Raw genomic sequence first — 17,812 nt, forward strand, 5'->3', positions numbered from 1 at the left:
AAATTGCCTGTGTGCCGCCCGTGAGCGACCGTGCCAGCACCTCCTCCGTCCCTGCCCGGGCGGTGGAGGCCGCCGTCGAACTCGCCGCCCGGCCCGCCGCCTCGACGCTGGTGGACGCCGAGCGCGAGCTCGGGCAGCAGGCGGGCATCGTCACGGCCGCCAGCGCCGCCGTCTCCGGCTCCACGAGCCCCGCCGGTGCGCACGCGGTCCTGCCCGGGGTGCTCGCCGACGTCCCGGTTGCCGTCCTGGTCATCGACCAGGAGGCCGGCGCGGTGATGTACGCCAACGTTGCCGCCGTCGAGCTCGCGGGCAACATCACGCTCCCCGTGGACATCGACACCTGGGGCGCGGCGGCCGGGCTCACCGATCTCTCCGGTGCCCCGCTGGCCAGCACGACCGGCCCGCTCTCGCTCGTCGCCCAGGGCCGTCCGCTCACCGGTGAGGCCGTGCGGCTGGCCCCCGGCCGGAGCACCGAGCGGGAGCGGGCCGACGCCGACGACGGGCAGGACGACCAGCTGCTGTGGGTCACCGGCTTCCCCCTGACGCAGGTGGGCAGCGGCCAGCAGCTGGCGCTCGTGGTGTTCATGCAGCTCGATCCCGCGGACGAGACCAGCGACCCGGCGGCCTACCTCCAGGCGCTCCGCGAGCGGGCCGTCATCGCCACCGACATCACCTTCACGATCACCGACCCCCGCGAGCCCGACCATCCGCTGGTCTGGGTCAACCCCTCCTTCACCCGCGTCACCGGGTACGAGGCCGACGAGGCCATCGGCCGGAACTGCCGCTTCCTCCAGGGCCCGGCCACGGATCCCGCCGTGGTCGCCGGCATCCGCGCGGCGATCGAGGAACGGCGTCCCCACACGGCAACGCTGCTGAACTACCGCAAGGACGGCACGGCGTTCTGGAACCAGCTGTCGATCAGCCCGGTCTTCGACGGCAACAGCGACCTCGTCAGCTTCGTCGGGGTGCAGATCGACGTCACCGAGCGCGTCCGGGTGGAGCACGACCGCGAGTCCGCCTTCGCCGCCGAGCAGGCGGCTCGCCAGGACGCGGAACTGGCCCGCGCGGTCGCGGAGCGGGCGCGGGCCGACGCCGAGCGGGCACAGAGCCGGCTGGCGCTGATGGCCGAGGCCACCAGCGCGCTGATCGCCACCCTCGACATGACCGAGCTGCTCGACCGCCTCGCCGGGTTGTGCGTGCCCCGGCTGGCCGACTGGGTCTTCCTGACCCTGGTCGACCAGTACGGCCAGGTGCGGGAGACCGCCGCCCGCCATCGCGACGGGCGGGAGAGCGACCTGGAGGTCATCGCCCGGCACAGCCGGCACCTGCCGCCCCGGTCCCCGAGCCGGCGGACCATCGCCAGCGCGCGGCCGGTGCTCCTCGAGGACATCACACCCGACGTCCTGCGGGACGTGATCGGCGACCCCGAGGTGGTGGCGGCGTTCCAGCGGCTGGGCGGCACGACGACGCTGACCGTGCCGATGGTGGCCCGGCGGCGCACCCTGGGCGCCCTCGCCCTGGTCCGGGCCGACGCCGGGACGTTCACCCGGGAAGAGATCGACCTGGCCGAGGACCTCGCCGCGCGGGCGGCGCTGGCGATGGACAACGTGCGGCTCTACCAGCAGGAGCACACGGTGGCCGACACCCTGCAGCGGTCGCTGCTGCCGGTGCTGCCGGAGATCCCCGGCATCGAGTCCGCCGCCCACTACGTCAGCGCCTCGACGGCGGCGGAGGTCGGTGGGGACTTCTACGACCTGCTGCAGCTCCCCGACGGGTCGGTGGGCATGGCCATCGGGGACGTCGTCGGCCACGACGTCGCCGCGGCGGCGGCGATGGGTCACCTGCGGGGCGTCCTGCGCGCGGTCGTCTGGGAGGCCGTGGACGGCGATCCCGGCTCGGTGCTGGCCCGCGTGGACCGGCTCGTGCAGGGGCTGCAGGTGGCGTCGCTGGCGACGATGGTCTACGCGCGGGCCGAGCGGCCCGCCCGCGCGGGCGCCCCGTGGCGGGTGCACGTCGCCAACGCCGGGCACCCGCCGCTCCTGCTGCGTGCGCCGTCGGGCGCCGTCCGCCTCGTCGACGGCGTGACCGGCCTGCTCGTGGGCGTGGACGTCACGGCCCACCGCGAGACGCTCACCGTCGAGGTGCCCAGCGGCTCCACGCTGATCGCCTACACCGACGGGCTGATCGAGCGCCCCGGCCTGGACCTGGATCAGGGCATCGTCGAGCTCTGCGCGCGGATCGCCGCCACGGCGCCGGACACCGGTCCCCGGGCGTTGTGCGACGCCGCCGTCAGCGGGGCGCTGGACCACCGGGACGACGTGGCGCTGCTCGCCGTCCGCTTCGGCTGACCAGCAGCATGGGGCCGCCCCCTCGTCAGGCCTCGGTGCGGAGCAGTCCGTAGGCGCCGCGGTGGAACAGCAGCGGACGGCGTTCGGGATGCGCGCCGAGGTCCAGGACGCGCGCGACGGCGAGCGTGTGGTCGCCGCCGTCGTACTCGGCCCACAGCTCCCCGTCGATCCAGGCGACGATGTCGGAGAGGACCGGTGAGCCGTGGGCGCTCGGCGTCCAGGGCATCCCGGCGAACTTGTCCGGCGCGGAGCGGGCGAAGTTCTGCGAGACGGCGTCCTGCCCCTCCGCCAGCACGTTCACGCAGAACCGGCCGATCTCGCGCAGCCGCGGCCACGTGCGGGAGGTGCGCGCGGGAGCGAAGGCGACCAGCGGCGGATCGAGGGACAGCGAGCTGAACGCCTGGCAGGTGAAGCCGATCGGCCCCTCCGCGGTGACCGCGGTGACGACGGTGACCCCCGAGGCGAAGTGCCCGAGCACGTCGCGCAGCAACGATGGGTCGACGATCCGCTGCGGTCCTCCCTCGGAATCGCTCATCCGGCGGCGAGGGCACGGGGCACCGAGCGGCCCCCGGCGCGGTAGAGCGAGCTGGGCAGGGCGTGCCCGACGGCCTGCTCGGTGACGCGGGCGGCAGTCAGGAGCGCGTCCAGGTCGAGGCCGGTCCGCACGCCCGACTCCTCCAGCATGTAGACCAGTTCCTCGGTGGCGATGTTGCCGCTCGCGCCCGGTGCGAACGGGCAGCCGCCGAGGCCGCCGATGGAGGAGTCCAGCTGGGCGGCGCCGGCCTGCACGGCCGCCAGCGCGTTGGCCTGCCCGGTGCCGCGGGTGTCGTGGAAGTGGACGCCCACGGGCACGCCGGGACAGGCCCGGCGGACGGCGTCGAGCAGCTGGACCACGCGCAGCGGCGTCGTCGTCCCGATCGTGTCGCCGAGGCACAGCTGGTCGGCCCCGGCGGTCACGGCCGCTCGGGCGACGTCCACCGTGCGGCCGACGGGTGTGCGCCCGTCGAACGGGCAGTCCCACGCCGTGGCGATGACGACCTCGAGCGACCCGCCGGCCGCGTGGGCCAGGCCGGTGATCTCGGGGACGGCGCCGACGGCCTCCGCCGTGGAGCGCCCGGCGTTCGCCCGGCTGTGGCTGTCGGCCGCGGACACCACGTATTCCAGGTGGGCGACGCCCGCGTCGATCGCCCGGACCGCGCCGCGGGCGTTGGCCACGAGCGCCGACCAGTGCACGTCGGGCCACCGGGAGAGCTCGGCCGCGACCTGGTCGGCGTCGGCGAGGGCGGGCACGGCCCTGGGCGACACGAAGGACGTCGCCTCGATCCGCCGCACGCCGGTGGCGACCAGCGCCTCCAGCATCTCCAGCTTGGCGTCGAGGGGCACGGGCGTCTCGATCTGCAGGCCGTCCCGCATCCCGACCTCACGGACGTCGACCGCGCTCGGCAGCACCAGATCGAACTCGTTCACGCTCGCCTCCTCGGCCTCGGCGCCGGGGCCGTTTCGTCAGACCCATCCAGCATCCTGCACCTGCGCGAATTACCCCTTTAAGGCGACCCGGAACGGTTCCGGGGCGTCCGCAGCGCCGATACAGGGGACTGTCACGCAAGATGGTTGAAGTCGATGGAGGTAGGAAGTGATCGAGGTGGTGGAGGCGCTGCCGCCTGCGGACCGCCGCAGTGCGTTCTCCAACGCACCGATGGGCATCGGACTGACCACCCCGGCCGGGATCCTGGTCGATGCCAACCCGGCGCTGTGCGCTCTGGTGGGGCGATCGGCCGCCGAGCTGCACGGCCGCTCCGTGCTCGGGCTCGTCCACCCCGACAGCCGGGCGGTCGCCGAGGAGGCACACGCGACGCTCAACTCCCACCGCTCCCGGCCGCTGCGGCTGGAGACGCGGCTGGTCCGGTCCGACCACAGCGAGGTGCCGGTCCAGGTGACCGCCTCCTGGGTGCCGGAGTCGGAGGACGGCCAGGCGGCGCACCTCGTCATGATCGTCGAGGACATCACCGACCGGAAGGCCATGGAGGCCCAGCTGGTCCACCGGTCGCTGCACGACGCGCTGACCGGCCTGCCGAACCGGCTGCTCTTCCAGGACCGGCTGTGGCACGCGCTCGAGCGGGGCCACCGCGAGCGCACGCCCACCTGCGTGCTGATCATGGACCTCGACGGGTTCAAGGCGATCAACGACGAGCTGGGCCACCCGATGGGCGACCTCGTGCTGATCTCCTTCGCCGAGCGGCTGCGCTCGGTGCTCCGCGCCAGCGACACCGCCGCCCGCCTGGGCGGGGACGAGTTCAGCATCGTCTGCGAGAACACCGAGCCGGCCGACGCCGAGGTGCTGGCCGACCGGCTCCGCACCGCGGTGACCGAGCCGCTGTCCCTGAGCGGGACGAGCGTCTCGGTCGGCATCAGCATCGGGATCGGCTCCGCGCCGGGAGGCGAGGAGCCGGGCGACGTCTACGAGCGGGTCGTCCGGGAGGCCGACGACGCCATGTACGCGAACAAGGCCAGCCGCCGCCGCTGATCAGCGGGCCGCGGCCCCTACGACCTCGCGCTCGCCGGCCGGCGCCGCGGCACCCAGCCGCGCGCCCTCGACGTCCAGGTCGGGCAGCAGCCGGTCCAGCCAGCGGGGCAGCCACCAGGCCGACCGGCCCAGGAGCGCCAGGACGGCCGGGACGAGCGTCATCCGCACCAGGAAGGCGTCGACGAGGATGCCGACGGCCAGGCCGAAGGCGATCGCCTTGACGATGACGTCCTCGATGGTCACGAAGCTCGCGAAGACCGCGAACATGATCAGCGCCGCGGCGACGACGACCCGTGCCGCGTGCCGGGCCCCGGTGACGACGGCGTCCCGGGGAGCGGCACCGTGCACGAACTCCTCGCGCATCCGGGAGACGAGGAAGACCTCGTAGTCCATGGCCAGGCCGAACAGCACCGCCATGAGGATGACCGGCAGGAAGCTGATCACCGGGCCGGTCGCCGGGACACCGAGCAGGTCGCTGAACCAGCCCCACTGGAACACCGCGACGACCGCGCCGAACGAGGCGCCCACGGACAGCAGGAACCCGACGGCGGCCTTCAGCGGGACGAGGATCGAGCGGAACACCAGCAGGAGCAGCACGAGGGCGAGGCCGACCACCACGAGGGCGAAGGGCAGCAGCGCGTCGCCGAGCCGGTCGGAGACGTCGATGGCGACCGCCGTCTGCCCGGTCACGGCGATCTCGCCGCCGGACTCCCGCTCCAGGCCGGGGGCGAGATCGCGCAGATCGGCGACGAGGGCGTTGGTCGCCTCCTCCTGCGGGCCGCTCTCCGGGATCACCGTGACGATCGCCGTGCTGCCTCCGGGCAGCAGCGTCGGCTGGGCGAACGCGACGTCGTCCAGTCCGCCGGTGAACTCCCCGGGGGTCCCCGTGGGGGTCCCGCCGACAGCGGCCGCGATCCGGCCGACCGACTGCTCGGCCGTGGCGGGGTCGAGGCCCTCCACGAGCATCACCAGGGGACCGTTGAGGCCGGGACCGAAGTTCTCACTGATCAGGTCGTAGGCCTGGCGCTGGGGGGCCTCGGGCGCGGCCGTGGAGTTGTCGGGCAGCGCCAGCTGCAGCTGGGGCGCCGGGATCGCCAGGACGACCAGGCCGGCGAGGACGGCCAGCACGGTGACCAGCGGACGACGGGTGATCAGCCGGGTCCAGCGGGCGCCCATCGAGCCGCCGGCTCCGGTGGTCTCCCGCGCGTCGGCCAGCTCGCGGCGGGCCGCGCGGGAGCCGGGCTTCGGGGCCAGGCGCCCGCCCGCGAAGCCGAGCAGGGCCGGCAGCAGGGTGAGGGCGACGAGGACGGCGACGAGAACCGTGCCGGCCGCGCCGACGCCCATGACGGTCAGGAACGGGATCCCGACGACGGCGAGGCCCGACAGGGCGATGACGACGGTGAGGCCGGCGAAGACGACCGCGGACCCGGCGGTGCCGACCGCACGCGCCGCGGACTCCTCCGGGTGCATGCCCGCGGCCAGCTGGGTGCGGTGCCGGGACAGGATGAACAGCGTGTAGTCGATCCCCACGGCCAGCCCGATCATCAGCGCCAGGGTGGGCGCCGTCGAGGACAGGGTGATCAGGTTCGACGTGAGCAGCAGGCCACCCATGCCGACCGCGATGCCGACGATCGCCGTCAGCAGGTTCATCCCGGCCGCGAGCAGCGAGCCGAACGTCAGTACCAGCACGAGGACGGCGACCGCCACGCCGATGAACTCGGTGGCGCTGATCGCGACGCCGGTGGTGCCGAAGGCGTTGCCGCCGACGGCCACCTCGAACCCGGCGTCGGCGGCGGCCGCGGTCGTCTCCTGGAGAGCGTCGAGGGTCCCGGGCTCGATCTCGCCCTGCGCGACGTCGTACTGGACGGTGGCCAGGGCCGCCCGGCCGTCGGGGCTGATCGCGGAGCTCTCGAACGGGCTGACCACGGAGCCGACCTCCGGGGCCTGCCGGGCCGCGGCGACGACCTGCTCGATGACGGCGGCGTTCGCCGGGTCGACCACGGTGGAGCCGTCGGGGGCGACGAAGACGATCTGCGCGCCGACGCCGGCGGCGCCCGGGGAGGCGGCGTCGAGCGAGTCGAGCGCCTCCTGGGACTCCGACCCCGGGATCGTGAACTCGTCGTCGAAGGAGCTGCCGAGGGTGAGCAGCAGGGCGACGACGGCACCGAGGATCGCCAGCCACGCCACCGAGACGGTGCCGCGGTGGCGGTAGGAGGCGCGGCCGAGCCGGGCGAGCAGCGAGCTCATGGGGAAGAGGACTCCAGATCAGGGGTCGTGGCGGCGCGGAGCAGCAGCAGCAGCGCCGTGCGTTCGAGGTCGGAGGCGGCGCGCCGGCCGGACGGGGAGACCCCGCCGACCACCTCGCGGATGACGACGCCGTCGTGCAGCGCCAGGACGATGCGGGCCAGGCGGTGGGCCGGGACGGTCAGCCGGATGCCCACCCGCGAGGCCGAGGTCTCGATCAGCGCGGTGAGGCGCCCGTGCAGGGCTTCCGCGTGGCGGCGCAGCGCCGCGGCCGCCTCCGGACGCCGGGCCGCGAGCAGCGCGTACTCGGTGTGCACGAGCACCCAGGTGCGGTCGGCGCGGAAGGTCGACAGGCAGCGCTCGACGGCGGCGCCCACCGGGTCGGCCTCGTCCTCGATGCCGGTCAGCTGCTCCTCGGCGAGGGCGAGGTTGCGGGCGGTCTCCCGGGCGTAGAGCGCGGCGAAGAGCTCGTCCTTGGTGCGGAAGCTGGAGTAGAAGGCGCCGCGGGTGAAGCCGCCCCGGGAGCAGATGTCCTCGACGCTGGCGGCGGCGAACCCGATCTCGGCGAAGGTCTCCAGTGCCGCGTCGAGCAGCCGTTCCACCGTCTCCGCCCGACGGCGGCGGGGGCGATCGACCTCGGACACGATGCAGGACTGTATCGGATACGCCCGTGTATCGACGCCAGCCCCGCCGGCGAGACTTTCCGCGCGGAAAGTCCCGGGCCGTTGCCGGACTTGCCGCGCGGAAAGTCCGGCGGGTCAGCCGGGCCAGCGGCCGACGACGTCCCCGAACGCCGCGGCGGCCTGCTCGAGCTCGGCCAGCTCCACGTACTCGTCGCGGGCGTGCATGACCGCCGGCGTGCCCGGGCCCCACACCACGATCGGCGCGCCCTGCACCACCTCGACCAGCACGGAGGCATCGGTGAAGTAGGTGGCCGGCTTCGACAGCACCGGGCCGGGGAGGGTGGCGACCCACGGGTCGTCGGCCGGCGTCCCCACCGGCGGCAGGTCGACCCGCACCTCGACGTCGGCCACCTCCGGCTGGCCCTGCCACCAGCGCAGCAGCGCGCCCCCGTCGGCGACCGTGCGCATGTCGATGACGGCCTCCGCGCGGTCGGGGACCACGTTGGCGGCGGCGCCCCCGGCCACCATCCCCGGGTTCCACGTCTCGTTGCCCAGGAACTCGTCGCTGCGCAGCGGGATCTCTCCCCCGGCGCGGGTGAGCAGCGCCGCCAGGTCGAGGACGGCGTTGTGCCCGCGCTCCGGCGTGCTGCCGTGCGCCGCGCGTCCCGCCGTCCGGACGGCGAGCCAGAGCGCGCCCTTGTGGCCGAGCACGACCTCGTTGCCGGTCGCCTCGGGGACGATCACGGCGCCGATGCGCTGCTCGCCGACGGCGGAGGCGGCCGCGGCGGCGCCCTTGGAGCCGATCTCCTCGTCGCTCGTGAGCAGCAGTGCGACCGGCGTCTCCGGATCGGCGCCCGCCAGCGCCGCCACGGACGCGACCAGGCCGGCCTTCATGTCGCTGCCCCCGCGGCCCCACACGCGACCGCCGTCCAGGTCGGCGCCGAACGGATCGCGCTGCCACTCGCCCGCGTCCGGCACCGGGACGGTGTCGATGTGGCAGGCGAGGAGCAGCTGTGGCCGGCCGGGATCGGTCGGCGTCCGGAGGAGCGTCCACGGGTGGTCGGGGTCGGAGCCCTCGGTGACCTGCAGATGCGGCGCATGTCCACGCAGGACCTCGACGACGGCGCCCATGGCGTCCCGTTGCGATCCGGGGTCGCCGGAGACGGTGACGCGGCCCACGAGCTCGCGGAGCAGCCCGACGACGTCCATGGTCAGCCTCCCAGCGCAGCGGTCACGACGGCCCGGGCCTCCTCCTGCACCTGCGCCAGGTGCGCGGGGCCGCGGAAGGACTCGGCGTAGACCTTGTAGACGTCCTCGGTGCCCGAGGGGCGCGCGGCGAACCACGCGTTCTCGGTGGTGACCTTGAGCCCGCCGATGGGGGCGCCGTTGCCGGGGGCGGTGGTGAGCTTGGCGACGATCGGCTCACCGGCCAGCTCGGTCGCGGTGACCGCCTCGGGGGAGAGCTTGCCCAGCGCCGCCTTCTCCTCGCGGGTGGCCGGCGCGTCGATCCGTGCGTACGCCGACTCCCCGAAGTGGTCGGTCAGCTGCCGGTGCAGCTTCGAGGGGGACCGGCCCGTCACGGCCTGGATCTCGCTGGCCAGCAGCGCGAGCAGGATGCCGTCCTTGTCCGTCGTCCACACGCCGCCGTCACGCCGCAGGAACGACGCCCCCGCGGACTCCTCGCCGCCGAACCCGACCGAGCCGTCGAGCAGGCCCGGCACGAACCACTTGAACCCGACCGGCACCTCCACCAGCGGGCGGCCCAGGTCGGCGACCACGCGGTCGATCAGGGAGCTGGACACCAGGGTCTTGCCGACGGCGGTGGTCGGCGACCAGTCCGGCCGGTGGCTGAGCAGGTAGGCGATCGCGACGGCGAGGAAGTGGTTCGGGTTCATCAGGCCGCCGTCGGGCGTGACGATCCCGTGCCGGTCGGCATCGGCGTCGTTGCCGGTCGCGATCTGGAACTCGTCCTTGCGGCCGACCAGGGACGCCATGGCCGCCGGGGACGAGCAGTCCATCCGGATCTTGCCGTCCCAGTCCAGGGTCATGAACCGCCACGTGGGGTCCACCAGCGGATTGACGACGGTGAGGTCGAGGCGGTGGCGCTCGGCGATGGCCGCCCAGTAGTCGACGCTCGCGCCACCCAGCGGGTCCGCGCCGATCCGCACGCCGGCGTTCCGGATGGCATCGATGTCGACGACGGCGGGCAGGTCGTCGACGTAGGCGCCGAGGAAGTCGTAGGACTCGGCGTCGGCGCGGGCCTGCTCGAGGGGCACCCGGCGGACGCCGCTCAGCCCGGCGCGCAGCAGCTCGTTGGCGCGGCCCGCGATCCAGCCGGTGGCGTCGGTGTCGGCCGGGCCGCCGTCCGGAGGGTTGTACTTGAAGCCGCCGTCCCGCGGTGGGTTGTGCGACGGCGTGACGACGATGCCGTCCGCGAGACCCGTCGTCTTCCCCCGGTTGGCGGCCAGGATCGCGTGGCTGACCGCCGGGGTCGGCGTGTAGCGGCCGGCCGCGTCGACCAGCACGGTCACGTCGTTGGCGGCCAGCACCTCCAGCGCGCTGGCCCAGGCGGGCTCGGAGAGGGCATGGGTGTCCCGGCCGATGAACAGCGGCCCGTCGTAGCCCTGGGCGGCGCGGTACTCGCAGATGGCCTGGGTGGTGGCCAGGATGTGCGGCTCGTTGAAGGCCGCGTCGAAGGCCGACCCGCGGTGCCCGGAGGTGCCGAAGGCCACCTGCTGGGCGGGTTCCGCGGGGTCCGGCTCGACCGTGTAGTACGCGGTGACCAGCGCGGCGATGTCGATCAGGTCGGAAGGGGCGGCGGGCTGACCGGCACGGACATCGCTCATGCCGCTGATCTTGGCCCGCGGGCGGCTGTCCGCGCGACCGGGCGCGTCGGGACCGGGAGGACGAAAAAGCCCTTGCGGTTCTGTCAGTAGGGGGGCGCATCCTGGCCCCATGACGTCGGACAGAACCCCAGCACCGTCCGCGGGGGGCGCGGCATGACCGCGGCCCCGGCGGTCGAAGCCGTCGAACTGGTCAAGCACTTCGGGGACACCCGCGCCGTCGACGACGTGAGCTTCGTGGTCCCCGCGGGTTCGGTCCTCGGCCTGCTCGGTCCCAACGGCGCGGGCAAGACCACCCTCGTCCGGATGCTGACGACGCTGAGCGTGCCCACGAGCGGCACCGGCCGCGTGGCCGGCTTCGACATCATCGAGCAGCCCAACGAGGTCCGCCGCAGCATGGGCCTGACCGGTCAGGCGGCCACGGTCGACGAGATCCTGACCGGCCGGGAGAACCTCAAGCTGATCGGCGCCCTCTACGGGCTGCCCAGGAAGTACGTCGCGGAGGCCACCGAGCGGCTCTTCGCGCGCTTCGACCTCACCCACGCCGCCGACCGGATGGCCAAGACCTACTCCGGTGGCATGCGGCGCCGGCTGGACCTGGCGGTGAGCCTGCTGGCGGCCCCGCCCATCCTCTTCCTCGACGAGCCGACCACCGGTCTGGACCCGATGAGCCGGTCGGGTCTGTGGGACGTCCTCCGGGAGCTGGTCACCGAGGGCACCACGCTCGTGCTGACGACGCAGTACCTGGAGGAGGCCGACAACCTGGCCGACGAGATCGTCGTCGTCGACAAGGGCAAGGTCATCGCCGCGGGCACCCCCACGCAGCTCAAGGACCGGGCGGGCAAGGCCAGCGTCGTGGTGACGCTGACCAACGCCGCCGACCTCGACGCGGCGGCCGACCTGATGCGCGCGCACTCGCCGGAGGTCCACGTGGAGCGGGGGAGCCGCCGCGTGACCGCACAGGCCGGCGGGCTGGGCGACATGACACGCATCGCCGCCGTCTTCGAGACCAGCGGCATCGAACTGGACGACCTCGGGCTGGCCCGCCCCAGCCTGGACGACGTCTTCCTGCACCTCACCGGCCACCGCGCCGAGACCGAGCCCGACGCCGGGGCCTCCTCCTCCGACGCGACCACCGAGGGAGTTCCATCGTGACCGCCGTCCAGACCGCCCGCACGTCGGTCACCCGGCCGCCGATCCATCCGCCGTCCCTGCTCCGGGCGTCGGCGACCATCGTCTGGCGCAACCTGCTGCACATCCGCCGGATGCCCGAGATGCTGCTCGACGTCACGGTGCAGTCGGTGATGTTCGTGCTGCTGTTCGCCTACGTGTTCGGCGGCGCGATCGCCGTGATCGGCAGCAACTACCGGGAGTTCCTGCTGCCGGGAATCATGGTGCAGACCATGGTCTTCTCCTCCGCCATCGTGGCGATGGGGCTGACCAGCGACCTGCAGAAGGGGATCGTCGACCGGTTCAAGTCGCTGCCCATCCCCCGCTCGTCGGTGCTGGTCGGCCGGAGCATCTCGAGCCTGATCCACTCGAGCATCGGCGTCCTCGTGATGGGGCTGACCGGCCTGCTCATCGGCTGGCGCATCCGGAACGGCGTCGTCGACGGGATACTCGCGTTCCTGCTCCTGCTGCTGTTCGGGTTCGCCCTGATCTGGCTGGGCATCTGGGTCGGCTCCCTGATGCGGACGGTCGAGGCCGTGCAGGGCTTCATGTTCACGGTCATGTTCCCGCTGACGTTCGTGGCCAACACGTTCGCTCCCACGGAGACCATGACGCCGTGGCTGCGGACGATCGCCGAGTGGAATCCCGTCTCCGCGCTCACCCAGGCGTGCCGGGAGCTGTGGGGCAACGGCCCGCCGGCACCGGCGGACGCCGCCTGGCCCCTGCAGAACCCGGTGATGGTGTCCGTGGCGTGGTCGTTCATCTTCATCGCGATCTTCGCGCCGCTCGCGGTCTCCGCCTTCCGCCGTCGTTCCCGCGACTGATCCCGACGGCACGGCGGCCGCCTGGCCACCGCTCGACGGCGTCGAGCCCTACCCCCGCTCGACGGCGTCGAGCCCTACCCTCCCTCGACGACGTCGAGGAATCTGCGGATGGTCTCGAGGAAGACCTCGGGCTGCTCGCTGTGCACCCAGTGCCCGGCGTTCTTGATCTTGACGAGGCGGGTCGCCGGGAAGAGCTCGTCCATGCGGACCCGGTCCTCCGGGAGGATGTACGTCGAGTTCGCCCCGGCGATCCACAGGACCGGGCCGTCGTAGGTGGCACCCGCGGGAGGTGCGGGGAAGCCGCGCAGGTGCCCGAGGTCGCGGGCAAGGGCCGCGAGGTTCAGCCGCCACCGCCAGCCGCCGCTCGCCCCCACGTCGCGGACCAGGCTCTGCAGCAGGAACGAGCGCACCATCCGGCTGGGGACGGCGGGCCGCAGCGCCTCGTCGGCCTCGTCCCTCGTCCGCAGGCTGTCCAGGTCGAGGGCCCGCATGGCGGCGATGTAGCCCGCGAAGGGGGTGGCCTCCTCGTCGGGGTCGTCGGTCCGGGCGCCGGCTTCCGGGTAGTCGGACGGCGCGACGTCGACGACGACCAGCGCACGCAGCAGCTCCGGGTGCCGCAGGGCCAGCTGCATCGCGACCTTGCCGCCCATGGAGTGCCCGACGAGGGTGACCGGCTCGCCCAGCCTCCGCAGCTCGGCCGCCAGCAGCTCCGCCATGCCGAGGTAGTCGACCCGGTCGGTCCATGGGGAGTGCCCGTGGTTGGGCAGGTCGAGCAGGGTCACCCGGTGCCGGTCGGCCAGCCCCTTGGCGATCGTCGTCCAGTTCTTGCCCTGCCCGAACAGCCCGTGCACGAAGACGACGTGCGGGCCTGCCTCGCCCACGGTGCGCGACGCCAGCCGCTGGTTCCTGTCCTCGTCGTCTGCCACCCGGGGATTCCACCAGACACACCGTCCGCCTGCGGAGACGGCGCGTTCCCCGGATTTCGTCGGTGCCGGCACGCACACTGCTTGCCTGGTCGCAGGCGGGCAGCCGCCGTGCGCAACGAGGGGGACAGCACATGCCGGGACGGCGCCGCCGTGCCACGAGCACCACGAGCCGGACGAGCGCCGCGGCCCGGACGAGCGCCGCGAGCCGCACGAGCGCCGCGAGCCGGGCGAGCGCCGCGACCGGCACCGCGCGGAAGCGGGCGGCTGCCTCGCCGCGCCGCGCCGCGAAGCCGAAGCCGGACAACCCGGTCGCCGGTCCGGGGGAGCGGGTATGGGTGCTCGCCGTCCCGTTCCGGGCGCCGGCCCCCGGCGCGGTCTGGCACGCGGGGCTGCAGGCGCACGTCTGGGTCGGGGCGGACCTGCCTCCCGAGCTCCAGCCCTACGACCCGCCGCCGTACACGTTCGAGCGGTTCCTCGAGGACGAGCTCAACGAGAAGCCCCGGCCCCTGCCCATGGCCCGGCCGCTGACCCCGCGCGACCAGCAGTGCGACGGCGCCGACGTGGTCGCGGCTCACGCGGCAGCGGGCGGCCGGGTCTTCCTGCTGGGCGACGATCCCGGCGTGGGCAAGACCGGGACGGCGATCCTGGCCGTCAAGGCCATCGCCGAGCAGCGGGACGTCCGGACCGTGCTCGTCGTGGCCGACCGTCCGGCGGCAATCACCATCCCGCACTGGGCACGCTCGATCGCCGGCTTCGGCGACGGCGGGCTGCGCTGGTGCGTCACCACCTGGGACCGCCTGGCCAAGGTGAGCAAGCTGACCTTCGACGTCGTCGTCGCCGACGAGGCGCACATGGTGCGGCACACCACGACGCAGCGGTGGAAGCACTGGAAGGCCGTCTCCGGTGCCGGGCGGGCGAACGGTGCGCCCTACGTCCTCGCCGCCACCGCGACGCCGGCGCACACCCCGCTCGAGCTGCCGTACCTCGCGCCGCAGTTCGCCGTCCACCACGGCGAAGGCATCCGGGAGTGGGCCGACCTGCCCACCCGCCTCGCCGCCCACGGGTTCCACGTGGAACGTGGCCGCTACGGCTGGGTCTGGACCGAGGACGCCGACGAGCGCCGGGCGGACCTCGCCCGCCTCCAGGACTGGCTCGCCGACGCCGATCCGCCGGCCCTGCTGCACCGCCCGGCCCCGTGGGGTCCCGTCTCGGTCACCGGGACGCCGGTTGCCCTGACCCCCGCCGAGCGGGCCGCCTACGACACCGAGTGGTCGGAGTTCCGCGCCGAGATGCAGCTCGCCCGGCGTGCCCGGCAGAGCGCGAAGGGCCGCGCCGCGCTGATGCGGTTCCGGCAGAAGGCCGGCCTGATCCGCGTGCAGGCGACCGTGGACTGGGTGAAGGCGCAGGTGGAGGCCGAGCGCCAGGTCGCGGTGTCGGTGGAGTTCGTCGAGACGGCGGCCGACCCGATCCGCGAGGCGCTGCTGGACGCCGGTGTGCCGGTGGCGGGCATCTACGGGCGAGACCGGTTCGACGTCGAGGCCGATCGGCTGCGGTTCCAGCGCGGCGAGGCGCCGGTCTGCGTCCTGACCGTGACGGCGTCCATCAGCCTGCACGCCGGCGAGCTGCTGCCGGCCGGCACGCACGCCTCGGAGACCCCACGGGTCGGGCTCTTCCACCAGCCGCGGTTCTCCGGCATCCAGGCGCGTCAGGTCACCGGCCGCACCCACCGCGACGGGAGGACGTCGCCGTGGCGGATCGCCTTCGCCGAGGACACGGTCGAGGAGCAGGTGGCCCGCGTGATGGTGGAGCGGCTGGCGGTGAGCGGCTCGGCCGCGGGGGCGGACACGTCGTCCCTGCGGGAGATCGCCGAGCTGCTCGACGCCGACTGGCTCCCCGCCACCGCCCTCACCGAGGGCTGAGTCTCAGGGATGCGACGGTGCCGGCGGCGCGCCGTCGACCTCGAAGAAGAGCTCCTCGGGATAGCACCACCACCAGTCCTCCCCGGGCTCGTAGGAGCGGATCAGCGGGTGGGTCGGATGGGCCCGCGCATGTGCGGTCGCGTGCCGGTTGGGTGAGCTGTCGCAGCAGCCGACGTGACCGCACCGCATGCACAGGCGGAGATGGACCCACCGGCCATCCGTGCGCAGGCAGTCCTCACACCCCTCGCTCGACGGCGTCACCGGCTCGACCGTGTCCAGGTGCGTGCACCGCTCAGCCATCGCCGTCCCTCCGCAGGTCGCTCCAGCGCTCGGTGCCACTGTCCAACGCGGAGTCGCCGCCGCGTAAGGGCTCTGCGGGAACGGGGATCATCAGGGGGTGGGCATGCGGCGGGAGGCGAGCATCCTGCACCTGGACCTCGACGCCTTCTTCGCCGCCGTCGAGCAGCGCGACAAGCCCTCCCTGCGCGGGCGGCCGGTCGTCGTCGGGGGTGTGGGCGGGCGGGGCGTCGTCGCGACGGCGTCCTACGAGGCGCGGGCCTACGGGGCCCGCTCGGCCATGTCCACCGCGGAGGCCCGCCGCCGGTGCCCGGCCGGGACGGCGTTCCTCGGCGGCCGGTTCCCGGCCTACCGGCGCACCTCCGAGGTGGTGATGGCGCTCCTCCGTGAGCTGTCGCCGCTCGTGGAGCCGGTGTCGATCGACGAGGCCTACGTGGATCTCGCTGCCACCTCCCCCACCCACCCGGGGCACGACCTGTCCGTCGAGGGCGTGACCGCCGTGGCCGCCGAGCTGAAGGCGCGCATCGCCGTCGCCACGGGCGGTGTGACGGGCTCGGTGGGCATCGGGACCTCGAAGATCATGGCCAAGCTCGCCTCCGACATGGACAAGCCCGACGGCCTCGTCGTCGTCGCGCCGGGCACCGAGCTCGAGGTCCTCCACCCGCTGCCGGTGACCCGGCTCGGCGGGGTGGGGCCGGCGACGGCGGAGCGGCTGCACCAGATCGGGGTGAAGACGGTGGCCGACCTGGCGGCGAAGTCGCTGCCGGACCTGGTGGCGCTGGCCGGCCGCGCGCACGGCGCCGGCCTGTACTCCCTTGCGAGGGCGGAGGACGACCGGGCGGTCGTGCCCGACCGGGAGGCCAAGTCGGTGTCGGCGGAGGAGACGTTCGAGCGCGACCTCACCGATCTCGCCGTCCTCGGGCGGGAGATCGACTCGATGGCGGCCCGGGTGGGCGGCCGGCTGCGGGCCTCGGCGTACTCGGGCCGCACCGTCACGCTCAAGCTGCGGCGCTACGACTTCACCACCATCACCCGGTCGCAGACGCTGCCCCAGCCGACGGACGACGTCCGGCAGATCGCCGCCACCGCCCGGCGCCTGCTCGCCGACGCCGGCACCGCCGGCGGGCTGCGGCTGCTGGGCGTCGGGGTCTCGGGGCTGTCGGTCTACGCGCAGGGGGACCTGTTCGCCGACGACGACGAGCCACTCCCGGACGCGGTGACCGCCGAGGACGCCCCGGAGCCGGTTCCCGACGTCTCCGTGCCCGTGGAGAACCGCTGGTGGCCGGGACAGGACGTGGCGCACGAGGAGCTCGGGCACGGCTGGGTGTGGGGCCGCGGCCTGGGGCGGGTGACGGTGCGCTTCGAGGGGCCACTGACCGCACCCGGTCCGGTGCGGACGCTGGCCGCCGACGATCCCGCTCTCAGCCCCGCCGACCCGCCCGACTGGCGACCAGCCGGCGACCGGGCAGGCAGGATCGACCCATGACCGAACCGAGCATGTGGACGCGGATGACGACGGAGAACCCCGAGCACTCCGCCGCCTACGTCCAGCGCTTCCGGGACCTCGCCGCCGCGGGACAGGACCTGGTGGGGGAGGCACGCCTCGTCGACGCGATGCTCCCGCGCAGCGCGCGGGTGCTGGACGCCGGATCGGGCACCGGCCGGGTCGGGGCCCACCTCGCCGCCGTGGGGCACGACGTGGTCGGGGTGGACGGCGACCCGGTGCTCGTCGCCGAGGCCCGGAAGGAGCACCCCACGGCGACGTGGCTGGTCGGGGACCTGGCCGAGCTGGATCTCCCCGCGGCCGGGATCGCGGAGCCGTTCCACGCCATCGTCTGCGCCGGCAACGTCATGACGTTCCTGGCCGAGTCGACGCGGGTCGAGGTGCTGCGGCGCATGCGGGCACACGTGCGGGACGACGGGCGGGCGGCGATCGGCTTCGGTGCCGGCCGGGGGTACGAGTTCACCGACTTCCTCGCCGACGCGGCGACCGCCGGCTGGGCGCCCGACCTGCTGCTGTCCACCTGGGACCTGCGGCCCTACACGGAGGACGCGCAGTTCCTGGTCGCCCTCCTCCGCCCCGCCTGACCAGCG

The 17,812-nt window shown here is 74.0% G+C and carries 15 protein-coding genes; 7 read left to right on the top strand and 8 right to left on the bottom strand.

What is annotated here, in order from left to right; genetic code table 11:
- Window positions 1-20 precede the first annotated feature (20 nt).
- Window positions 21-2,348, top strand: coding sequence for a GAF domain-containing SpoIIE family protein phosphatase (locus E4P39_RS18605; RefSeq protein ID WP_245159948.1), 2,328 nt, complete (start codon window positions 21-23; stop codon window positions 2,346-2,348).
- A gap of 25 nt (window positions 2,349-2,373) precedes the next feature.
- Here E4P39_RS18605 and E4P39_RS18610 read toward each other — a convergent pair whose 3' ends face one another.
- Both E4P39_RS18610 and E4P39_RS18615 read right to left on the bottom strand, forming a co-directional pair.
- Window positions 2,374-2,883: a flavin reductase family protein gene (locus tag E4P39_RS18610; protein WP_135138076.1), complete on the bottom strand. Its 510-nt coding sequence runs from the start codon at window positions 2,881-2,883 to the stop codon at window positions 2,374-2,376.
- The gene (locus E4P39_RS18615) at window positions 2,880-3,815 is read right to left on the bottom strand and encodes a hydroxymethylglutaryl-CoA lyase (protein ID WP_135138077.1); all 936 of its coding nucleotides are present in this window, start codon (window positions 3,813-3,815) and stop codon (window positions 2,880-2,882) included. The genes E4P39_RS18610 and E4P39_RS18615 overlap by 4 nt, the downstream gene beginning before the upstream one ends.
- A 166-nt stretch (window positions 3,816-3,981) precedes the next feature.
- Here E4P39_RS18615 and E4P39_RS18620 point away from each other — a divergent pair, with 166 nt between their 5' ends.
- Entirely contained in the window at window positions 3,982-4,872 is an 891-nt protein-coding gene (locus tag E4P39_RS18620; RefSeq protein WP_135138078.1) for a sensor domain-containing diguanylate cyclase, read from the top strand.
- Here the strand turns inward: E4P39_RS18620 and E4P39_RS18625 are convergent, their stop codons facing one another.
- The 4 genes from E4P39_RS18625 to pgm form a co-directional block, all read right to left on the bottom strand.
- Entirely contained in the window at window positions 4,873-7,119 is a 2,247-nt protein-coding gene (locus E4P39_RS18625; protein ID WP_135138079.1) for an MMPL family transporter, read from the bottom strand.
- Window positions 7,116-7,760: a TetR/AcrR family transcriptional regulator gene (locus tag E4P39_RS18630; RefSeq protein WP_135138080.1), complete on the bottom strand. Its 645-nt coding sequence runs from the start codon at window positions 7,758-7,760 to the stop codon at window positions 7,116-7,118. The genes E4P39_RS18625 and E4P39_RS18630 overlap by 4 nt, the downstream gene beginning before the upstream one ends.
- A gap of 114 nt (window positions 7,761-7,874) precedes the next feature.
- On the bottom strand, window positions 7,875-8,948 hold the full coding sequence (locus E4P39_RS18635; RefSeq protein WP_135138081.1) for a M20/M25/M40 family metallo-hydrolase: 1,074 nt from the start codon (window positions 8,946-8,948) through the stop codon (window positions 7,875-7,877).
- Between the two features lie 2 nt (window positions 8,949-8,950).
- Window positions 8,951-10,585 carry a phosphoglucomutase (alpha-D-glucose-1,6-bisphosphate-dependent) gene (gene pgm, locus E4P39_RS18640; protein WP_135138082.1) on the bottom strand — a complete coding sequence of 545 codons (1,635 nt, stop codon included), beginning with the start codon at window positions 10,583-10,585 and terminating at the stop codon, window positions 8,951-8,953.
- Between the two features lie 153 nt (window positions 10,586-10,738).
- Between pgm and E4P39_RS18645 the strand changes: the two genes are divergently transcribed.
- Together E4P39_RS18645 and E4P39_RS18650 are read left to right on the top strand one after the other, a co-directional pair.
- A complete protein-coding gene (locus E4P39_RS18645; protein ID WP_135138083.1) occupies window positions 10,739-11,737 on the top strand; it encodes an ATP-binding cassette domain-containing protein in 999 nt (332 codons plus the stop codon).
- Entirely contained in the window at window positions 11,734-12,576 is an 843-nt protein-coding gene (locus E4P39_RS18650; RefSeq protein WP_135138084.1) for an ABC transporter permease, read from the top strand. The genes E4P39_RS18645 and E4P39_RS18650 overlap by 4 nt, the downstream gene beginning before the upstream one ends.
- 74 nt (window positions 12,577-12,650) lie before the next feature.
- Here the strand turns inward: E4P39_RS18650 and E4P39_RS18655 are convergent, their stop codons facing one another.
- Window positions 12,651-13,502, bottom strand: a complete 852-nt coding sequence (locus tag E4P39_RS18655) for an alpha/beta fold hydrolase (RefSeq protein WP_135138085.1) — start codon at window positions 13,500-13,502, stop codon at window positions 12,651-12,653.
- Between the two features lie 131 nt (window positions 13,503-13,633).
- On the opposite strand from E4P39_RS18655, the gene E4P39_RS18660 reads away from it, so the two are divergent.
- The gene (locus E4P39_RS18660; protein ID WP_209306614.1) at window positions 13,634-15,421 is read left to right on the top strand and encodes a helicase; all 1,788 of its coding nucleotides are present in this window, start codon (window positions 13,634-13,636) and stop codon (window positions 15,419-15,421) included.
- A 3-nt stretch (window positions 15,422-15,424) separates the two neighbouring features.
- Here E4P39_RS18660 and E4P39_RS18665 read toward each other — a convergent pair whose 3' ends face one another.
- Window positions 15,425-15,721, bottom strand: a complete 297-nt coding sequence (locus tag E4P39_RS18665; RefSeq protein WP_135138086.1) for a UBP-type zinc finger domain-containing protein — start codon at window positions 15,719-15,721, stop codon at window positions 15,425-15,427.
- 103 nt (window positions 15,722-15,824) lie between these two features.
- On the opposite strand from E4P39_RS18665, the gene E4P39_RS18670 reads away from it, so the two are divergent.
- Entirely contained in the window at window positions 15,825-17,204 is a 1,380-nt protein-coding gene (locus tag E4P39_RS18670) for a DNA polymerase IV (RefSeq protein ID WP_135138121.1), read from the top strand.
- The gene (locus tag E4P39_RS18675) at window positions 17,201-17,806 is read left to right on the top strand and encodes a class I SAM-dependent methyltransferase (RefSeq protein ID WP_135138087.1); all 606 of its coding nucleotides are present in this window, start codon (window positions 17,201-17,203) and stop codon (window positions 17,804-17,806) included. Before E4P39_RS18670 ends, E4P39_RS18675 begins: the two co-directional genes overlap by 4 nt.
- Window positions 17,807-17,812: the final 6 nt, after the last annotated feature.

This window comes from Blastococcus sp. CT_GayMR19 (assembly GCF_004570385.1).
GTDB lineage: Bacteria > Actinomycetota > Actinomycetes > Mycobacteriales > Geodermatophilaceae > Blastococcus_B.